Here is a 16,162-nt window from a genome sequence, read left to right on the forward strand (position 1 = left end):
GCGGAGTATGCCGAGGGGCACCGACGGGTCGCCCATCGTGAAGCCATTGCGAAAATCCGGTCGGAAATTCGCAACAGCTTCACGCTCGGCGCAAAGGAGGCGTTACTTGTTCTGGAAGTTGGGCTTGCGCTTCTCGGCGAACGCGCGCGGCCCTTCCTTGGCGTCCTCGGACAGGAACACCTTGATCCCGATCTGGGTGTCGATCTTGAAGGCCTCGTTCTCGTGCATGCCCTCGGTCTCGCGGATCGCCCGCAGGATCGCCTGCACGGCTAAAGGTCCGTTATTAGCGATCACCTCTGCGATCTCGAGCGCCTTGGACAGCGCCTGTCCGTCCGGCACCACATGCCCGACCAGGCCCATCTCCTTGGCCTCGGCGGCGGTGATGTGCCGGCCGGTCAGCAGCAGGTCGCAGGCGACCGTGTAGGGGATCTGCCGCACCAGGCGCACGGCCGACCCGCCCATCGGGTACAGGCTCCACTTCGCCTCCGAGATCCCGAACTTGGCGCTCTCGCCGGCGACGCGGATGTCGGTGCCCTGCAGGATTTCGGTGCCCCCGGCGATCGCGGGCCCTTCGACGGCCGCGATGAGGGGTTTGGTGAGCCTGCGGCCTTTGAGCAACGCGTCGATTCGCGACGGGTCGTAGCTGCCGTCCTTGAACGACTCACCCGGCGGCTTCTTGGTCGCCGCCTTGAGGTCCATGCCCGCGCAGAAGTAGCCACCGGCCCCGGTCAGGATGCAGCAGCGGATGTCGGGATCGTTGTCGACGCGGTCCCAGGCCTGCACCATGATTTCCATCATTTCGGTGCTCAGGGCGTTGCGGGCGTGCGGCCGGTTCAACGTGACGATCAGGGTGTGACCGCGCTGTTCGACGAGGGCGTCTTTTTCGGCGGGGCCCGCCTGTTCGTTTGCTGGAGCCTGAGCCACGGCTACCGCCTTTCCGTCGACGAGGGGCATGAGCTTGTCAAGAAATGTAACACGTTCTAATTTGGTGGCCGTGGCCCTGAATATTGCCGATCTCGCAGAGCACGCCATCGACGCTGTGCCGGACCGTGTCGCCCTGATCTGCGGCGACGAGAAGCTCACCTACGCCCAACTGGAGGAGAAGGCCAACCGCCTGGCCCATTACCTGATCGACCAGGGGGTGAAGAAGGACGACAAGGTCGGGCTGTACTGCCGAAACCGCATCGAGATCGTCATCGCGATGCTCGGCATCGTGAAGGCGGGCGCCATCCTGGTCAACGTCAACTACCGCTACGTCGAGGGCGAGCTGCGCTACCTGTTCGACAACTCCGACATGGTCGCGCTGGTCCACGAGCGCCAGTACTCCGACCGGGTGGCCAACGTGTTGCCGGACACCCCCAACGTCAAGACGATCCTGGTCATCGAGGACGGTTCGGACAACGACTACCAGCGCTACGGCGGGGTCGAGTTCTACTCGGCGATCGCGCAGGGCTCACCCGAACGCGACTTCGGCGACCGCAGCGAGGACGACATCTACCTGCTGTATACGGGTGGCACGACGGGCTTCCCCAAAGGCGTGATGTGGCGCCACGAGGACATCTACCGGGTGCTCTTCGGCGGAACCGATTTCGCGACAGGCCAATTCGTCGAGGACGAGTACGACCTGGCCAAGGCCGCCGCCGCCAACCCGCCGATGGTCCGCTACCCGATTCCGCCGATGATCCACGGCGCGACCCAGTCGGCCACCTGGATGTCGATCTTCTCCGGCCAAACCACGGTGCTCGCACCGGAATTCAATGCCGAAGACGTGTGGCGCACCATCCACGAGCACAAGGTGAACCTGCTGTTCTTCACCGGGGACGCGATGGCGCGGCCGCTGCTCGACGCGCTCGACACGGACCACGACTACGACCTGTCGTCGCTGTTCCTGCTCGCCAGCACCGCGGCGCTGTTCTCGCCGAGCATCAAGGAAAGGCTCCTCGAGCTGCTGCCGAACCGGGTCATCACCGACTCGATCGGATCCTCGGAGACCGGATTCGGTGGCACCAGCATCGTCGCGAAGGACGCGCCGCACGCGGGCGGCCCGCGCGTGACCATCGACCACCGCACCGTCGTGCTCGACGAAGAGGGCAACGAGGTCGAGCCCGGCTCCGGGGTGCGCGGCTTCATCGCCAAGAAGGGCAACATCCCGGTCGGTTATTACAAGGACGAGAAGAAGACCGCCGAGACGTTCAAGACCATCAACGGTGTCCGCTACGCGATCCCGGGCGACTGGGCGATCGTCGAGGAGGACGGCACCGTCACGATGCTGGGCCGCGGATCGGTGTCGATCAACAGCGGCGGGGAGAAGATCTACCCCGAGGAGGTCGAGGCGGCGCTCAAGGGCCACGCCGACGTCTTCGACGCTCTGGTGGTCGGTGTGCCCGACCCGCGTTACGGCCAGCACGTGGCGGCCGTCGTGCAGCCGCGGCCGGGTTCCCGGCCGACGCTGGCCGAACTGGACCGCTTCGTGCGGTCCGAGATCGCGGGATACAAAGTGCCGCGCAGCCTTTGGCTGGTGGACGAGGTCAAGCGTTCGCCGGCGGGCAAGCCGGACTACCGGTGGGCCAAGGAGCAGACCGAGGCGCGGCCCGCCGACGACGTGCACGCCGCTCACGCGACCGCTTGAGCGACTTCGTCAAGCGCAACCCGGCCGCCCCCGGCGGCTACTTCGCGTGGGAAGCCGCCGGGTTGCGCTGGCTGGCCGGCGTCGACGGGGGAGTGCCGTGCGCGCACGTCGTCTCCGTCGACGCGACGAGCCTGACCCTGGGGCGGCTCGATTCGGCCCCCCCGACGCCCGGGGCGGCGCACGATTTCGGCCGCAGGCTCGCCGTCACGCACGACGCCGGCGCGCCCGCGTTCGGCGCCGGGCCCGACGGGTGGGACGGCCCGGGTTTCTTCGGGCCGCTGTCGCAGCCGCTGCCGATGTCGCTGCGCCAACACGACCGCTGGGGCGAGTTTTACGCCGAGGAGCGGTTGGCGCCGATGGTCGACCTTGCGGGGGGCCGCCTCGATGCGGCCACCCGTGACGCGATCGATTCCGTCGCAGCGCGGTGCCGCGCCGGCGACCTCGACGACGGTGACCGGCCCGCGCGGCTGCACGGCGATCTGTGGGGCGGCAACGTGATGTGGACACCTGACGGGGTGGTGCTGATCGACCCGGCCGCGCACGCCGGCCACCGCGAAGGTGACCTGGCGATGCTCGCCCTGTTCGGCTGCCCGCACTACGACGATGTCATCGCGGGATATCAGCGAGTGCGGCCGCTGCGGCCCGGCTGGCGCAATCGGATCGGCCTGCATCAACTTTTTCCGCTGCTGGCTCATGTCGTGCTGTTCGGCGGCGGGCACGCGCAGCGGACGCACGCCTGCGCCCGGGCCGCACTGGCCCTCTGACGGCCCGTCTACTGTTGGATCTCGATGACCGTCGACGTGTGGATGCAACACCCGACTGCGCGGTTCCTGCGCAGCGACATGCTGGCATCCCTGCGCCGCTGGACCGGCGACTCCATACCGGACGCCGACGTCCCGATCGAGGCGAGCATCGCGACGATGGACGACGCCGACGTCCGCTTCGGCCTGCTCAGCGCCTGGCGGGGGCCCGGCGGCCAGGACCTGATCTCCAACGACGAGGTCGCCGGATGGATCAGCCTGCATCCGAAGCGGTTTGGCGGACTCGCCACCGTCGACCTCGATCGTCCGATGAAAGCGGTGCGCGAACTGCGGCGCCGCGTGCGAGACGGATTCCTGGGCCTGCGGGTGGTGCCGTGGTTGTGGAATGCGCCGCCCACCGACCGCCGCTACTACCCCCTGTTCGCCGAATGCGTCGAGCTGGGGGTCCCGTTTTGCACACAAGTGGGCCATACCGGCCCGCTGCGGCCCTCGGAGACCGGACGCCCGATCCCCTACATCGACCAGGTCGCCCTCGACTTTCCCGAGCTGGTGATCGTGTGCGGCCACGTCGGGTATCCGTGGACCGAGGAGATGGTCGCCGTCGCCCGCAAGCATGAGAACGTCTACATCGACACGTCGGCCTACACGCTGCACCGGCTGCCGCCGGAGCTGATCAGGTTCATGAAAACCGGTACGGGGCAACGCAAAGTCTTGTTCGGCAGCAATTACCCGATGATGACCCACGCGCACGCGCTGGCGGGCTTGGCGGAACTCGCCCTGGCCGACGAGGGCCGCCGAGACTTCTTGCACGGCAACGCCGAGCGCGTCTTCAGACTGGAGGCAAACCCGTGAACGGTGCCCAGGCCCTGATCAACACCCTGGTCGACGGTGGCGTCGACGTCTGTTTCGCCAACCCGGGCACCTCGGAGATGCACTTCGTGGCCGCGCTGGATACGGTGCCCCGAATGCGCGGCATCCTGGCCCTGTTCGAGGGTGTCGCCACCGGCGCAGCCGACGGCTACGCCCGCATCGCCGGCCGGCCGGCCGCGGTGCTGCTGCACCTGGGTCCCGGCCTGGGCAACGGCCTGGCGAACCTGCACAACGCCCGGCGCGCCCGGGTGCCGATGGTGGTGGTCGTCGGCGACCATGCCACCTATCACAAAAAGTACGATGCCCCACTGGAATCCGACATCGACGCCCTTGCCGGCACCGTCTCGGGATGGGTGCGTCGCACCGAACGCACCGCGGACGTCGGGACCGACGCGGCCGAGGCGATCGCCGCGAGCCAAGGGGGCTCGCAGGTGTCGACGCTGATCCTGCCGGCCGACGTGTCGTGGTCGGACGGGGCGCAGGCCGCCACGACGACGCCCGCGGAGCCCCCCGGGGCCGAGCCGCGGTTGGCCTTCGAGGTGATCGAAGTACTGCGCTCGGGCGAACCGACCGTGCTGATGATCGGCGGTGACGCCACCCGCGGTCCCGGGCTCGCCGCGGCCGCCCGGATCGCCCAGGCGACCGGGGCCAGGCTGTTGTGCGAGACCTTCCCGACCCGGCTGGAGCGCGGCGCCGGCGTTCCCGCCGTCGACCGGCTGGCCTATTTCGCCGAGGCCGCGACCGCGCAGCTGGACGGGGCCAAGCATCTGGTGCTGGCGGGCGCGAAGTCGCCGGTGTCCTTCTTCGCCTACCCGGGCATACCCAGCGACCTCGTCCCGGCCGGCTGTGAGGTGCATCTGCTCGCCGGGCACGGCGGCGCCGCCGAGGCGCTGGCCGCGGTGGCCGATGAGGTGGCGCCCGGGACCGTCGCGCCCGTCGCGGCCGCGGCGCGGCCGGGGCTGCCGGCGGGCGCCCTCACGTCCGCGACGGCGGCCGACGTGATCGGTGCGCTGCTCCCGGAGGGGGCGATCGTTGTGGACGAATCCAACACCTCAGGGGTGCTGCTCGCGCAGGCCACGGCGGGCGCACCGGCCCACGACTGGCTGACGCTGACCGGCGGCGCGATCGGCTACGGCATCCCGGCCGCCGTGGGCGCCGCGGTGGCCGCGCCCGACCGCCCGGTGCTCTGCCTGGAATCCGATGGGTCGGCGATGTACACGATCTCGGGGTTGTGGACCCAGGCGCGGGAAAACCTGAACGTGACCACCGTGATCTACGACAACAGCGCCTACGACATCCTGCGGATCGAATTGGCCCGAGTGGGCGCCGGATCGGCACCCGGTCCCAAGGCGCTGGAACTACTCGACTTATCCAGGCCCACAATGGATTTCGTGAGAATCAGCGAGGGTATGGGGGTGCCGGCCCGCCGCGTCGTCACCGCCGAGGACCTCGCCGATGCGCTGCGTCAGGCCCTGAGCGAACCCGGGCCGCACCTGATCGACGCCGTGGTGCCGTCAATAACGGGCTAGCCCGGGGAGCCGGGCGAGGACCCACTCCGACATCGTGTTCAGGACGTCGACGCCGGTCTCCAACACGCCGTCGTGCACCCTGGCCGCCAGAGCCACGCCCCACTGCCCGGACGCGGTGGGCACGATCCCGAACTGCCGCACCAGGTAGTCCCCATGCATCCCGGGCCCCCAACCGCCCTTCGCGGCAAAGCCTTTGGCGGCCAGCCCCCAGCGATGGCCGCTGGTGAGCCGCTTCATCAGGTCGATCACGTCGGCCGAGTCGGGGATAGACGGCAACTCGGCCGCGAACCGGGCCTGCCGCTGCAGCGTCCACTGCGTCTGGCCGAACGCGGTATAGCCACGCCGAAGCCGGCGCGATTCGACCACCGTGGCGGTGTCACCGCCCTCGGCGATAACGCCCTGCACCCGCCGTGCCGCCTCCCCGGGATCGCCCAGGTGAGACCACAATTGCTCCGACGCGCGGTTGTCGGATTCGGTGATGGCCTTGACGGCCAGGTCCTTGGCGTGCAGCCAGTCGCTGCGCAGCGCGGCGATCGCCAACGGCACCTTGATCGTCGACCACGCGACACCCGACCACCATCGGCCCAGGGAGTAGGTGCGATCCGGCCGTGCGATCGCGATGCCGACGTCCGCCGGGACGGCGGCCGACAATTGGTCGAAGCTCGCCTCGAGCGCGGTCTCCAGGGGTCGGGAAGTCATGCGTCGATCGGACCAACCATCGCGTCTCCTTCGATCCCGGCGCCCGGGTGCAATGTCGCATTATCTCCGAACGCCTCGACACGCGGTGCGATGTGGCCGGCGACGCGCCGCTAGCCCGGCGGCAACGGTGGCAGCGGCGGCGCCTCCGGCGGGGGAGGTTCCCACGGATCGGGTTCCGGTGTCTGCGGTGCCCACACCACAGGCAGTGGCCGCCGCAGGGGAGGCGGCGGGGGCACGGGATCCGCCGCGGCGCGACCGGCGCCAAACCCGAACGCGGCGGAGCCGACAGATCCGAGAAGGGCGAACGCGGCGAGCACCCTGCGAACGTTCATGAGCCGGCCGTTCCCCTGGCCGTTTGAGGCTCGATTCGCACGACCGGATCGTCGCACTCGAGACCCTGGGCCGCCAACTGGCGCTTGAGCACCTTGAAGGTCACCGTGCGCGGGAGTTCGGTGCTGACCCGGACGTAGGACGGCCACTGCTTGGGCCCGAGGTCGGACTGCCCGGCCAAGAAGGCGCGGAACTTCTCGATGTCGAACTCGGCCCCCGGCGCCAGCACCAGCGCGGCCATCACCTGGTCGCCGACCACCGGGTCCGGCACCGCGTATACGGCCACCTCGGTCACGTCCGGGTGCCGCAACAGCACCCGCTCGATCGGGGCGGCGCCCAGGTTCTCGCCGTCGACTCGCATCCAATCACCAAGCCGGCCGGCGAAATACGCATAACCGGCCTCGTCGCGGTAGGCGAGATCGCCGGTGTGGTACACCCCGCCCGCCATCCGCTCGGCCTCGGCGGTCTCGTCGTTGTAGTAGCCCTCGAAGCGGCCCGGCCCCGCGGTGTTCACCAACTCGCCGACCACTCCGGGCGCGCACGGTGCACCGGTGTCGGGGTCGACGATCTCGACGCCCTCGGGCAGCGGGCCCAAGGCACCGTCCGGGGTGTCGGGGGTGCGCGCGATCGCCACCCCGCCTTCGGTAGAACCGAATCCGTCCTGGACGACGCAGCCGAACCGGCGCGCGAATCGTTCGATATCGCGCGGGACGCCCTCGTTGCCGTAGACCGCCCGCAGCGGGTTGTCCGCGTCGTCCGGCCGCTCGGGCGTGGCGAGCACGTAGGACAGGGGCTTACCGACGTAGTTGGCGTAGGTGGCGCCGAAGCGGCGGACATCCACCAGGAAGTTGGAGGCGGAGAACCTGCGCCGCAACGCCAGTGAGCCCCGGCAGGCCACCGCCACCGCCCAGCCGACCAGCACGGCGTTGGAATGGAACAGCGGCATCGACACGTAGCAGACGTCGTCGCGGCCGAGGTCGAAGCGCTGGGTCATCGTCACGCCCGCGATCGCGACCTTGCCGTGGCTGCACTTCACTGCTTTGGGCTCACCACTGGTGCCCGAGGTGAAGATCAGCATGAAAAGGTCGGCCGCCGTTGCCGTTTGGAAACCTGGCTCGGCGTCGCGATGGGCGGCCACTTCTTCGGCCCACTCGGCGGAATCGACGTCCACGTGGTCGATGCCGCCCAGGGCGGTGGCCGAATTGGAGTCGGCGAGCACCACTTGGCAGTCGGCGTGGGCGATGTCGCGCGCCAGCGCGTCGCCGCGGCGCACCGGGTTGAGGCCCACCGGCACGATCCCGGACATCCCCGCCGCCGTCAGCATCGCCGAGAAGAACGGGGTGTTCTCCAAGAGCACGCCGACGTGCGGCGGCTTCGCCGGGTCGAGGCGGCCACGCAGCGCCGCCGCAATCGCGGCACCGTGGCGCAGGTGCTCCCGCCAGCTGGTGTGGGACTCTTCGAAGTAGACGCCCCGGTCGTCGATCTCAGCCAGCGGTACCAGCAATTTGGTTACCGTCGGGTCGGGCGGAAGCACGAAGTCAGGCAGGGGTTTCCGCCAGCTCACGGCCGATGCGACGCAGCTGACCGGTGGCGCCGCCCAACGCGAACTCGGCCTCCTTGGCCGCCAGGAAGTAGCGGTGCACCGGGTGATCGGTGTCGACGCCGACGCCGCCGTGCACGTGCACGATCGTGTGCGCCACGCGGTGCCCGGCGTCGGCGGCCCAGAACGCCGCGCTGGCCACGTCGATGTCGGCGGGCACGTCCTCGGAGACCTTCCAGGCCGCCTGGGTGAGGGTGAGCCGCAAGCCCTTGACGTCGATGTAGCCGTCGGCCAGCCGCTGCGACACCGCCTGGAAGCTGCCGATCGGACGATCGAACTGCTCGCGCTCGCGGGCGTATTCGGCGGTGAGCTGCAGCCCGCGTTCCAGCACTCCCAGCTGGAAGGCGCTGCGGCCCAACGCGGCAAGGGTGTCGAGCCAGACCACGACCTCGGGGCCACCGACCATGCGGGTGCCGTCCACTTCGGTGCCGTCCAGCGCGAGGTGACCGACGCTACCCAGGCCGGTCGTCGCCAGCGCGGTCACCGAAACGCCGGGATCACCGGCGGCGACCACGAAAACGGCGGTGCCGGAATCGGTCTCGGCCGGAACGAGGAAGGCGTCGGCGGCCGGCCCGAAGCCGACCTGGGTGCGGGTGCCGGTGAGGCGGTAGCCGTCGCCGGCCCGGGTGGCCTGCACCGGCCCCTCGCCCATCTCGCCCAGGAGCGCGACGGTGAGAATCTTCTCGCCGCTGACCGCCGGGGCGCCCCAATCCTGTTGCAGCTCCTCGGTGCCGAACCGCGCCAACGCTCCGGCGCCCAGCATCACCGATTCCAGGTAGGGCACGGCCGCCAGCTGGTGACCGAGCGCCACCAGGATGGCGACCTGCTCGAGCACCCCGAACCCATCGCCGCCCACCGCGGTGGCCGAGGCGCTGGACAGGATGCCGGCGTCGATCAGCTTGGCCCACAGGTCGCGGTCGAATCGTTGGTCGAGCTTGTCGAGCTCACGCTGGCGCTCGGGTGTGCACACCGAGTTCACGATCGTGTCGACGAGGCCGCCGAGATCGTTTGCCGCTTCGGTTGTCGAAAAGTCCATGGTTATTCGTCCTTAAGGGGAGTGGCTTCAGCGATACTCAGCGGTTTCGGGGCAGGCCCAGAGCGACCATGCCGATGATGTCGCGCTGTACTTCGTTGGTGCCACCACCGAAGGTCAGGATCAGGCAGGCGCGGTGCATTCGCTCCACCCGGCCGCGCAGCAGCGCGCCGGGCGAATCCTGTCGCAGCGTGGCCGCGGTCCCGAGCACCTCCATCAGCAGCCGGTAGGCCTCGGTGGCCAGCTCGGTGCCGTACACCTTGGCCGCCGACGCGTCGGCGGGCGACAGGGATTCGCTGTTCGACGATGCCAGCTCCCAGTTGATCAGCTTGAGCACCTCGGCCTTGGCGTGCACGCGCGCGAGGTTGATCTGCACCCACTCCGCGTCGATCAGCCGCGCCCCGCCGGCATCCTTGGTGTTCTGCGCCCACTCGCGAACCTCGCGCAGGGCCAAGAAGATCGGTTGCGGCGACACCAGGGCGACGCGCTCGTGGTTGAGCTGATTGGTCACCAGCTTCCAGCCACCGTTCTCCTCGCCGATCAGGTTCGTCACCGGGACTCGCACGTCGGAGTAATAGGTGGCGCTGGTGTCCACCCCGGCCATGGTGTGCACGGGCGTCCAGGAGAATCCCTCGGCGGTGGTCGGCACGACCAGCATCGAAATCCCGCGGTGCTTCTTGGCTTCCGGGTTGGTGCGCACGGCCAGCCAGACCCAGTCGGCATAGGCGATCAGGCTGGTCCACATCTTCTGGCCGTTGATGACGTAGTCGTCGCCGTCGCGCACCGCGGTGGTGCGCAGGTTGGCCAGGTCGGTGCCGGCGCCGGGCTCGGAGTAGCCGATGGAGAAGTGCAGTTCCCCGGCCGCGATCTTGGGCAGGAAGAACTTCTTCTGTTCATCGGTGCCGAACGCCATGATGGTCGGCGCCACGCTGTTGATCGTCAGGAACGGCACCGGGACACCGGCGATGGCCGCCTCGTCGGTGAAGATCAGCGAGTCCATCGGGGAGCGGTCCTGGCCGCCGTACTCCTTGGGCCAGTTCAGGGTGAGCCACCCGTCCTTGCCCATCTGCGCGACGGTGTCGCGGTACGCGGTACCGGTCCCGACCTCGCCGCCGCCCGAGGAGGTCAGCGCCTCGCGGCGCTCCGGCGTCATGAGCTTGGTGAAGTACGACCGCAGCTCGCGACGCAGCTCCTCCTGTTCAGGGGTGTAACTGATGCGCATTCCAGCCGTCCTTTGTTAACGTGACTCGCCTCGATTAGCCGACGTTACTCGGCCGCCGACTACCCGTTCGTCTTCCCGGTTGTAACACGTTCTAGTCTGAGTTTCCAGCGACCGTTTCCCAAGCGGTATCCGGGACCTATGGTGGTCCTACATACTGATGGGGCATGTCCTCAGGTGAAGACCAGGTGCAAGGAGGGTGCTGTGCGGGTGATCGTCGACCACGACCGGTGTGAAGGTAACGCTGTGTGCATGGGAATCGCGCCGGATATCTTCGACCTGGACGACGAGGATTACGCCGTCGTTAAGCTCGACCCGATCCCCGCCGACCAGGAGCACCTGGCCGAGCAGGCGATCGCCGAATGCCCGCGCGCGGCGCTGCTGCGCGGCGACTAATCCGGGCCCGAACTGCGCCACCAGAAACTAGAGGTATTCATAAATTGACTAGCAGCACGAACGCGACCGATCTGTCCGGAAAGGTCGCGGTGGTGACCGGTGCCGCCGCGGGGCTGGGGCGCGCCGAAGCTCTTGGCCTGGCCCGGCTCGGCGCCACGGTCGTCGTCAACGACATCGCCGCCGCGCTGGATGCCTCCGACGTCATCGACGAGATCAACTCGGCCGGCTCCAAGGCCGTGGCGGTCGCCGGCGACATCAGCGAGCGGGCCACCGCCGACGAGCTGGTCGCCCAGGCCGACGGCCTCGGGGGACTGGACGTCGTCGTCAACAACGCCGGGATCACGCGCGACCGGATGCTGTTCAACATGTCAGACGAGGAGTGGGACCTGGTCATCGCGGTGCACCTGCGCGGCCACTTTTTGCTGACCCGCAACGCGGCCACGTATTGGCGCTCCAAGGCGAAGGATTCCGGGGGAACCGTCTTCGGCCGCCTCGTCAACACCGCGTCCGAGGCCGGGCTGGTCGGCCCGGTGGGGCAGGCGAACTACGGCGCCGCCAAGGCCGGCATCATCTCGCTCACCCTGACGGCCGCGCGGGCGCTGGGCCGCTACGGCGTGTGTGCCAACGCGATCTGCCCCCGCGCCCGCACCGCTATGACGGCCGACGTCTTCGGTGCCGCACCGGATGTGGAGTCCGGCGGGATCGATCCGCTTTCGCCGGAGCATGTGGTCAACCTGGTCACGTTCTTGTCATCGCCGGCGGCCGCAGAAGTCAACGGCCAGGTCTTCATCGTTTACGGTCCGCAGGTGACACTGGTTGCGGCGCCGACCGCGGAGCACCGTTTCAGCGCCGCGGGACCCGCATGGGAGCCGGCGCAACTGAGCGCAACTCTGCAAGAGTACTTTGCTGGGCGGGATCCGGAGCGGAACTTTTCCGCGGTCGGACTGATGGAGCAATAACCGTGTGAGGTTACTTTCCGGGGGGGAATGAGCAGGTATAACCTGTTTCAGTTTGACACATGACAAGTGCGTCTGACCAGGTGAGTTATCGGTTCGGATAAAGAAATGTTGTTCGTTGACACCGTTAACTTCTTCTGGGTTAATATGATCCGGCTCACACCGGGCCGGGTAAGAACGCCGTCGACGCAAAGGCAGCACATAGACTTCGCCGCGAACAACCAAGGGGGGAAACCAAGTTGAGGGAGCAACTCGCGGTTCCCGCCCGCGCCGTCGGCGGGTTCTTCGAAATGATGATCGACACCGGCCGTGCGATTTTTCGCCGGCCGTTCCAGTTGAACGAGTTCCTGGAACAGACCTGGATGATCGCGCGGGTGTCGCTGGTCCCGACCCTGCTGGTGTCGATCCCGTTCACCGTGCTGGTGGCGTTCACCCTCAATATCCTGCTGCACGAGATCGGGGCCGCCGACTTGTCCGGCGCCGGAACGGCATTCGGCACCATCACCCAGCTGGGTCCGGTGGTGACCGTGCTCGTCGTGGCCGGTGCCGGAGCCACCGCGATCTGCGCCGACCTCGGCGCGCGGACGATCCGCGAGGAGATCGACGCGATGCGGGTGCTCGGGATCGACCCGGTCCACCGCCTGGTGGTTCCCCGGGTCCTGGCTTCCACCGTCGTCGCCCTCTTGCTGAACGGTTTGGTGTGCGCGATCGGCCTGTCCGGGGGTTACGTGTTCTCCGTCTTTCTGCAGGGCGTGAATCCGGGCGCGTTCATCAACGGGCTCACCGTCCTGACCGGGCTGCGCGAGTTGGTGCTCGCCGAGGTCAAGGCGCTACTGTTCGGCCTCATGGCCGGGCTGGTGGGCTGCTACCGGGGGCTGACGGTCAAGGGCGGACCCAAGGGCGTCGGCAACGCGGTCAACGAAACCGTGGTCTACGCGTTCATCTGTCTGTTCGTCATCAACGTCGTGATGACCGCCGTCGGCGTGCGGATCTCGGCGAAGTGAGCACTCGATGAGCTACGACGTCACCTACCGGTTGCGCAGCCTCGCCTCCCGGTTGCAGGAGCCGGTCGACGACTTCGGCGAGCAGGCGCTGTTCTACGGGCAGACCGTCCGCTACGTCCCCAACGCGCTCACCCGCTACCGCAAGGAGACGGTCCGGCTGATCGCCGAGATGACGATGGGTTCGGGCGCGCTCGTCATGATCGGCGGAACCGTCGGGGTTGCGGCCTTCCTGACACTGGCCTCCGGCGGTGTTGTCGCCGTGCAGGGGTACTCGTCGCTGGGCAACATCGGCATCGAAGCCCTGACCGGGTTCCTCTCGGCTTTCTTGAACGTCCGCATCATCGCGCCGGTGATCGCGGGCATCGCGCTGGCCGCCACCATCGGCGCCGGCGCCACCGCCCAGTTGGGGGCCATGCGGGTGTCCGAGGAGATCGACGCCGTCGAGTGCATGGCCGTGCACTCGGTGTCGTACCTGGTGTCGACCCGCCTGATCGCCGGCCTCATCGCGATCATCCCGCTGTACTCACTGTCGGTGCTGGCCGCCTTCTTCGCCGCCCGCTTCACCACGGTGTACATCAACGGGCAGTCGAAGGGCCTCTACGACCATTACTTCAATACCTTCCTGATTCCGACCGACCTGCTGTGGTCCTTCCTGCAGGCGATCGTCATGTCCATCGCGGTGATGCTCGTCCATACCTACTACGGCTACAACGCCAGCGGCGGACCGGTCGGCGTCGGGATCGCGGTCGGGCAGGCCGTGCGGACCTCGCTGATCGTCGTGGTCGTCATCACTTTGTTCATCTCACTCGCCGTCTACGGCGCGTCCGGTAACTTCAACCTCTCCGGGTAAGAGGACCGCTTACACGAACATGGCAGAGACACACACGCGACGTACCTCCGTCCGGCTGGCAGCCGCGGTGCTGGCCGGCCTGTTGGTGGCGTTCGCCGCCGTGACTTACCTTTCCTACACAGCGGCTTTCGCCTCGATCGACACCGTGACGGTCTCGTCTCCCCGAGCCGGGCTGGTGATGGAAACGGGTGCCAAGGTCAAATACCGCGGGATCCAAGTCGGCAAGGTCGAGACGATCGACTACTCGGGCGACCAGGCGCGGCTAACGCTGGGCATCAACAGCGACGAAATGCACTTCATCCCGTCGAACGCGACGGTGCACATCGCGGGGAACACCATCTTCGGCGCCAAGTCGGTCGAATTCCTTCCGCCGCAGAACCCTTCGCCGACCTCGCTGCGCCCGAACGCGCACGTCGCGGCCTCGGCGGTGCAGCTGGAAGTCAACACCCTGTTCCAGTCGCTGATCGACCTGCTGCACAAGATCGACCCGGTCGAACTCAATGGGACGCTGAGCGCGCTGTCGGAAGGTCTGCGCGGTCACGGTGACGACCTCGGCGGCACCTTGTCGGGGTTGAACACGCTGACGCGCCAAGCCAATCCGAAACTGCCTGCGCTGCAGGAGGATTTCCGTAAGGCGGCGATCGTCACCAACATCTACGCCGACGCCGCCCCGAATCTCAACACCGTCTTCGACAACCTGCCGACGATCAACAAGACCGTCGTCGACCAGCAGAACAACCTCAACGACACGCTGCTCGCCACCATCGGCCTGGCCAACAACGCCTACGAGACGTTGGAGCCGGCCGAACAGAACTTCATCGACGCGATCAACCGGCTGCGGGCCCCGCTGAAGGTGGCGGCGGACTATTCGCCGGAGTTCGGCTGCCTGTTCGCGGGCATCGAGCGCGGTATCAAGGAATTCGCCCCCCTGCTCGGCGTCCGCAAGGCCGGCCTGTTCACGTCGTCGAGCTTCGTGCTCGGCGCGCCGGCGTACACGTTCCCCGAGTCCCTGCCGGTCGTCAACGCCTCCGGCGGACCGAACTGCCGCGGGCTGCCCGACATTCCCACCAAACAGACGGGCGGGTCGTTCTATCGCGCCCCGTTCCTGGTGACCGACAACGCCAACATCCCCTACGAGCCGTTCACCGAACTGCAGTTCGACGCGCCCTCGACGCTGCAGTTCTTGTTCCACGGCGCCTTCGCGGAACGGGACGACTTCTGATGGCGGCCGGGGCTACGCCGACGCACCGCTCGATGATGATCAAGGTCAGCATCTTCGCGGTGGCCATGCTGCTCGTCTCGGCGGGACTGGTGGTGGTCTTCGGTGACTTCCGGTTCGGTCCCGAAAGCACTTACCACGCAACGTTTACCGATGTGTCTCGGTTGAAGCCGGGCCAGAAGGTCCGCATCGCGGGCGTGCCGGTCGGTGCGGTGTCCGGCGTGAAGCTCAATCCCGACAACACCATCGATGTGTCGTTCGGACTCGACAAGCGCTACAGGCTGTATTCCTCCACCCGTGCGGTGATCCGCTACGAGAACCTGGTCGGGGACCGGTATCTCGAGATCACCTCGGGGCCGGGCGAGCTGAGGAAGCTGCCGCCGGGCGCGACGATCAACGCCCAGCACACCCAGCCCGCGCTGGATCTCGATGCGCTGCTGGGGGGCCTGCGCCCGGTGCTCAAGGGCTTGGACGCCGATAAAATCAACACCATCAGCAGCGCCGTCATCGAGCTGCTCCAGGGCCAGGGCGGTGCGCTGTCCGACGTGTTGGCCAATACCAGCGCGTTCTCATCGGCGCTGGGCCAACGCGACCAACTCATCGGTGACGTGATCAACAACCTCAACACCGTGCTCAAGACCGTCGATGCGCGCAGCGCCCAGTTCTCGGCGAGTGTCGACCAGTTGCAGCAACTGATCAGCGGGCTGGCCAAGAACAAGGACGACATCGCGGGCGCCATTCCGCCGCTGGCCTCGACGACGACGGATCTGACCGAGCTGCTGAAGAATTCGCGCCGGCCGCTGCAGGGCGTCCTGGAGAACACCCGTCCGCTGGCGACCGAACTGGACAACCGCAAGGCCGAGGTCGACAACGACGTCGAGCAGCTGGGCGAGGATTACCTGCGGCTGGCGGCGCTGGGTGCCTACGGGTCGTTCTTCAACATCTACTTCTGCTCGGTGACGATCAAGATCAATGGCCCGGCGGGTGGTGACATCCTGCTGCCCCTCGGTGGGCAGGTGGATCCCAGCAAGGGGAGGTGCTCTTTTGCCAAGTAACGGAAAGCATGA

At 67.7% G+C, this 16,162-nt stretch carries 15 protein-coding genes; 10 read left to right on the forward strand and 5 right to left on the reverse strand.

The genetic code is table 11. From position 1 onward, the window contains the following. Positions 1-102: 102 nt before the first annotated feature. A complete protein-coding gene (locus BST44_RS21410) occupies positions 103-924 on the reverse strand; it encodes a crotonase/enoyl-CoA hydratase family protein (protein WP_083179134.1) in 822 nt (273 codons plus the stop codon). A 64-nt stretch (positions 925-988) separates the two neighbouring features. Between BST44_RS21410 and BST44_RS21415 the strand changes: the two genes are divergently transcribed. From BST44_RS21415 to BST44_RS21430, 4 genes are read left to right on the forward strand one after another with little or no spacing between them, the layout of a single operon-like run. Then, positions 989-2,629: an acyl-CoA synthetase gene (locus tag BST44_RS21415; RefSeq protein WP_083179102.1), complete on the forward strand. Its 1,641-nt coding sequence runs from the start codon at positions 989-991 to the stop codon at positions 2,627-2,629. Continuing rightward, positions 2,626-3,393: a fructosamine kinase family protein gene (locus tag BST44_RS21420; protein WP_083179103.1), complete on the forward strand. Its 768-nt coding sequence runs from the start codon at positions 2,626-2,628 to the stop codon at positions 3,391-3,393. Before BST44_RS21415 ends, BST44_RS21420 begins: the two co-directional genes overlap by 4 nt. Before the next feature lie 24 nt (positions 3,394-3,417). Beyond that, the gene (locus BST44_RS21425) at positions 3,418-4,242 is read left to right on the forward strand and encodes an amidohydrolase family protein (RefSeq protein WP_083179104.1); all 825 of its coding nucleotides are present in this window, start codon (positions 3,418-3,420) and stop codon (positions 4,240-4,242) included. After that, a complete protein-coding gene (locus BST44_RS21430) occupies positions 4,239-5,789 on the forward strand; it encodes an acetolactate synthase large subunit (RefSeq protein WP_083179105.1) in 1,551 nt (516 codons plus the stop codon). Before BST44_RS21425 ends, BST44_RS21430 begins: the two co-directional genes overlap by 4 nt. Here the strand turns inward: BST44_RS21430 and BST44_RS21435 are convergent. The 4 genes from BST44_RS21435 to BST44_RS21455 form a co-directional block, all read right to left on the reverse strand. Then, the gene (locus BST44_RS21435) at positions 5,775-6,488 is read right to left on the reverse strand and encodes a serine hydrolase (protein WP_083179106.1); all 714 of its coding nucleotides are present in this window, start codon (positions 6,486-6,488) and stop codon (positions 5,775-5,777) included. The two genes, BST44_RS21430 and BST44_RS21435, sit on opposite strands and share 15 nt — an antisense overlap. A 328-nt stretch (positions 6,489-6,816) precedes the next feature. Next, on the reverse strand, positions 6,817-8,352 hold the full coding sequence (gene fadD17 / locus BST44_RS21445) for a long-chain-fatty-acid--CoA ligase FadD17 (protein ID WP_083179135.1): 1,536 nt from the start codon (positions 8,350-8,352) through the stop codon (positions 6,817-6,819). 4 nt (positions 8,353-8,356) lie between these two features. Further along, positions 8,357-9,454 (reverse strand): acyl-CoA dehydrogenase family protein, encoded by a 1,098-nt coding sequence (locus BST44_RS21450; RefSeq protein WP_083179108.1) that lies wholly within the window; start codon positions 9,452-9,454, stop codon positions 8,357-8,359. Between the two features lie 37 nt (positions 9,455-9,491). Continuing rightward, positions 9,492-10,673 carry an acyl-CoA dehydrogenase gene (locus BST44_RS21455; protein WP_083179109.1) on the reverse strand — a complete coding sequence of 394 codons (1,182 nt, stop codon included), beginning with the start codon at positions 10,671-10,673 and terminating at the stop codon, positions 9,492-9,494. Between the two features lie 201 nt (positions 10,674-10,874). Here BST44_RS21455 and BST44_RS21460 point away from each other — a divergent pair, with 201 nt between their 5' ends. The 6 genes from BST44_RS21460 to BST44_RS21485 all read left to right on the forward strand — a co-directional run bounded on the left by BST44_RS21460 (position 10,875) and on the right by BST44_RS21485 (position 16,150). Then, the gene (locus tag BST44_RS21460; protein WP_007166442.1) at positions 10,875-11,066 is read left to right on the forward strand and encodes a ferredoxin; all 192 of its coding nucleotides are present in this window, start codon (positions 10,875-10,877) and stop codon (positions 11,064-11,066) included. 44 nt (positions 11,067-11,110) lie between these two features. After that, entirely contained in the window at positions 11,111-12,025 is a 915-nt protein-coding gene (locus BST44_RS21465) for a 3-oxoacyl-ACP reductase (protein ID WP_083179110.1), read from the forward strand. A 236-nt stretch (positions 12,026-12,261) separates the two neighbouring features. Continuing rightward, a complete protein-coding gene (locus tag BST44_RS21470) occupies positions 12,262-13,026 on the forward strand; it encodes an MlaE family ABC transporter permease (RefSeq protein ID WP_083179111.1) in 765 nt (254 codons plus the stop codon). 7 nt (positions 13,027-13,033) lie between these two features. Beyond that, entirely contained in the window at positions 13,034-13,876 is an 843-nt protein-coding gene (locus BST44_RS21475; RefSeq protein ID WP_083179112.1) for an MlaE family ABC transporter permease, read from the forward strand. Positions 13,877-13,895: 19 nt separating this feature from the next. Further along, positions 13,896-15,098: an MCE family protein gene (locus tag BST44_RS21480; RefSeq protein WP_083179113.1), complete on the forward strand. Its 1,203-nt coding sequence runs from the start codon at positions 13,896-13,898 to the stop codon at positions 15,096-15,098. Then, positions 15,098-16,150: a virulence factor Mce family protein gene (locus BST44_RS21485; protein ID WP_083179114.1), complete on the forward strand. Its 1,053-nt coding sequence runs from the start codon at positions 15,098-15,100 to the stop codon at positions 16,148-16,150. The genes BST44_RS21480 and BST44_RS21485 overlap by 1 nt, the downstream gene beginning before the upstream one ends. Positions 16,151-16,162 lie beyond the last annotated feature (12 nt).

The sequence above is a fragment of the Mycobacterium scrofulaceum genome (assembly GCF_002086735.1).
Lineage (GTDB): Bacteria > Actinomycetota > Actinomycetes > Mycobacteriales > Mycobacteriaceae > Mycobacterium > Mycobacterium scrofulaceum.

Excerpts from the sequence above, each read along its gene's own strand:
- BST44_RS21425 (WP_083179104.1), top strand. The coding sequence starts at position 3,418 with ATGACCGTCGACGTGTGGATGCAACACCCGACTGCGCGGTTCCTGCGC.
- BST44_RS21435 (WP_083179106.1), bottom strand. The coding sequence starts at position 6,488 with ATGACTTCCCGACCCCTGGAGACCGCGCTCGAGGCGAGCTTCGACCAA.
- BST44_RS21450 (WP_083179108.1), bottom strand. The coding sequence starts at position 9,454 with ATGGACTTTTCGACAACCGAAGCGGCAAACGATCTCGGCGGCCTCGTC.
- BST44_RS21455 (WP_083179109.1), bottom strand. The coding sequence starts at position 10,673 with ATGCGCATCAGTTACACCCCTGAACAGGAGGAGCTGCGTCGCGAGCTG.
- BST44_RS21475 (WP_083179112.1), top strand. The coding sequence starts at position 13,034 with ATGAGCTACGACGTCACCTACCGGTTGCGCAGCCTCGCCTCCCGGTTG.
- BST44_RS21480 (WP_083179113.1), top strand. The coding sequence starts at position 13,896 with ATGGCAGAGACACACACGCGACGTACCTCCGTCCGGCTGGCAGCCGCG.
- BST44_RS21485 (WP_083179114.1), top strand. The coding sequence starts at position 15,098 with ATGGCGGCCGGGGCTACGCCGACGCACCGCTCGATGATGATCAAGGTC.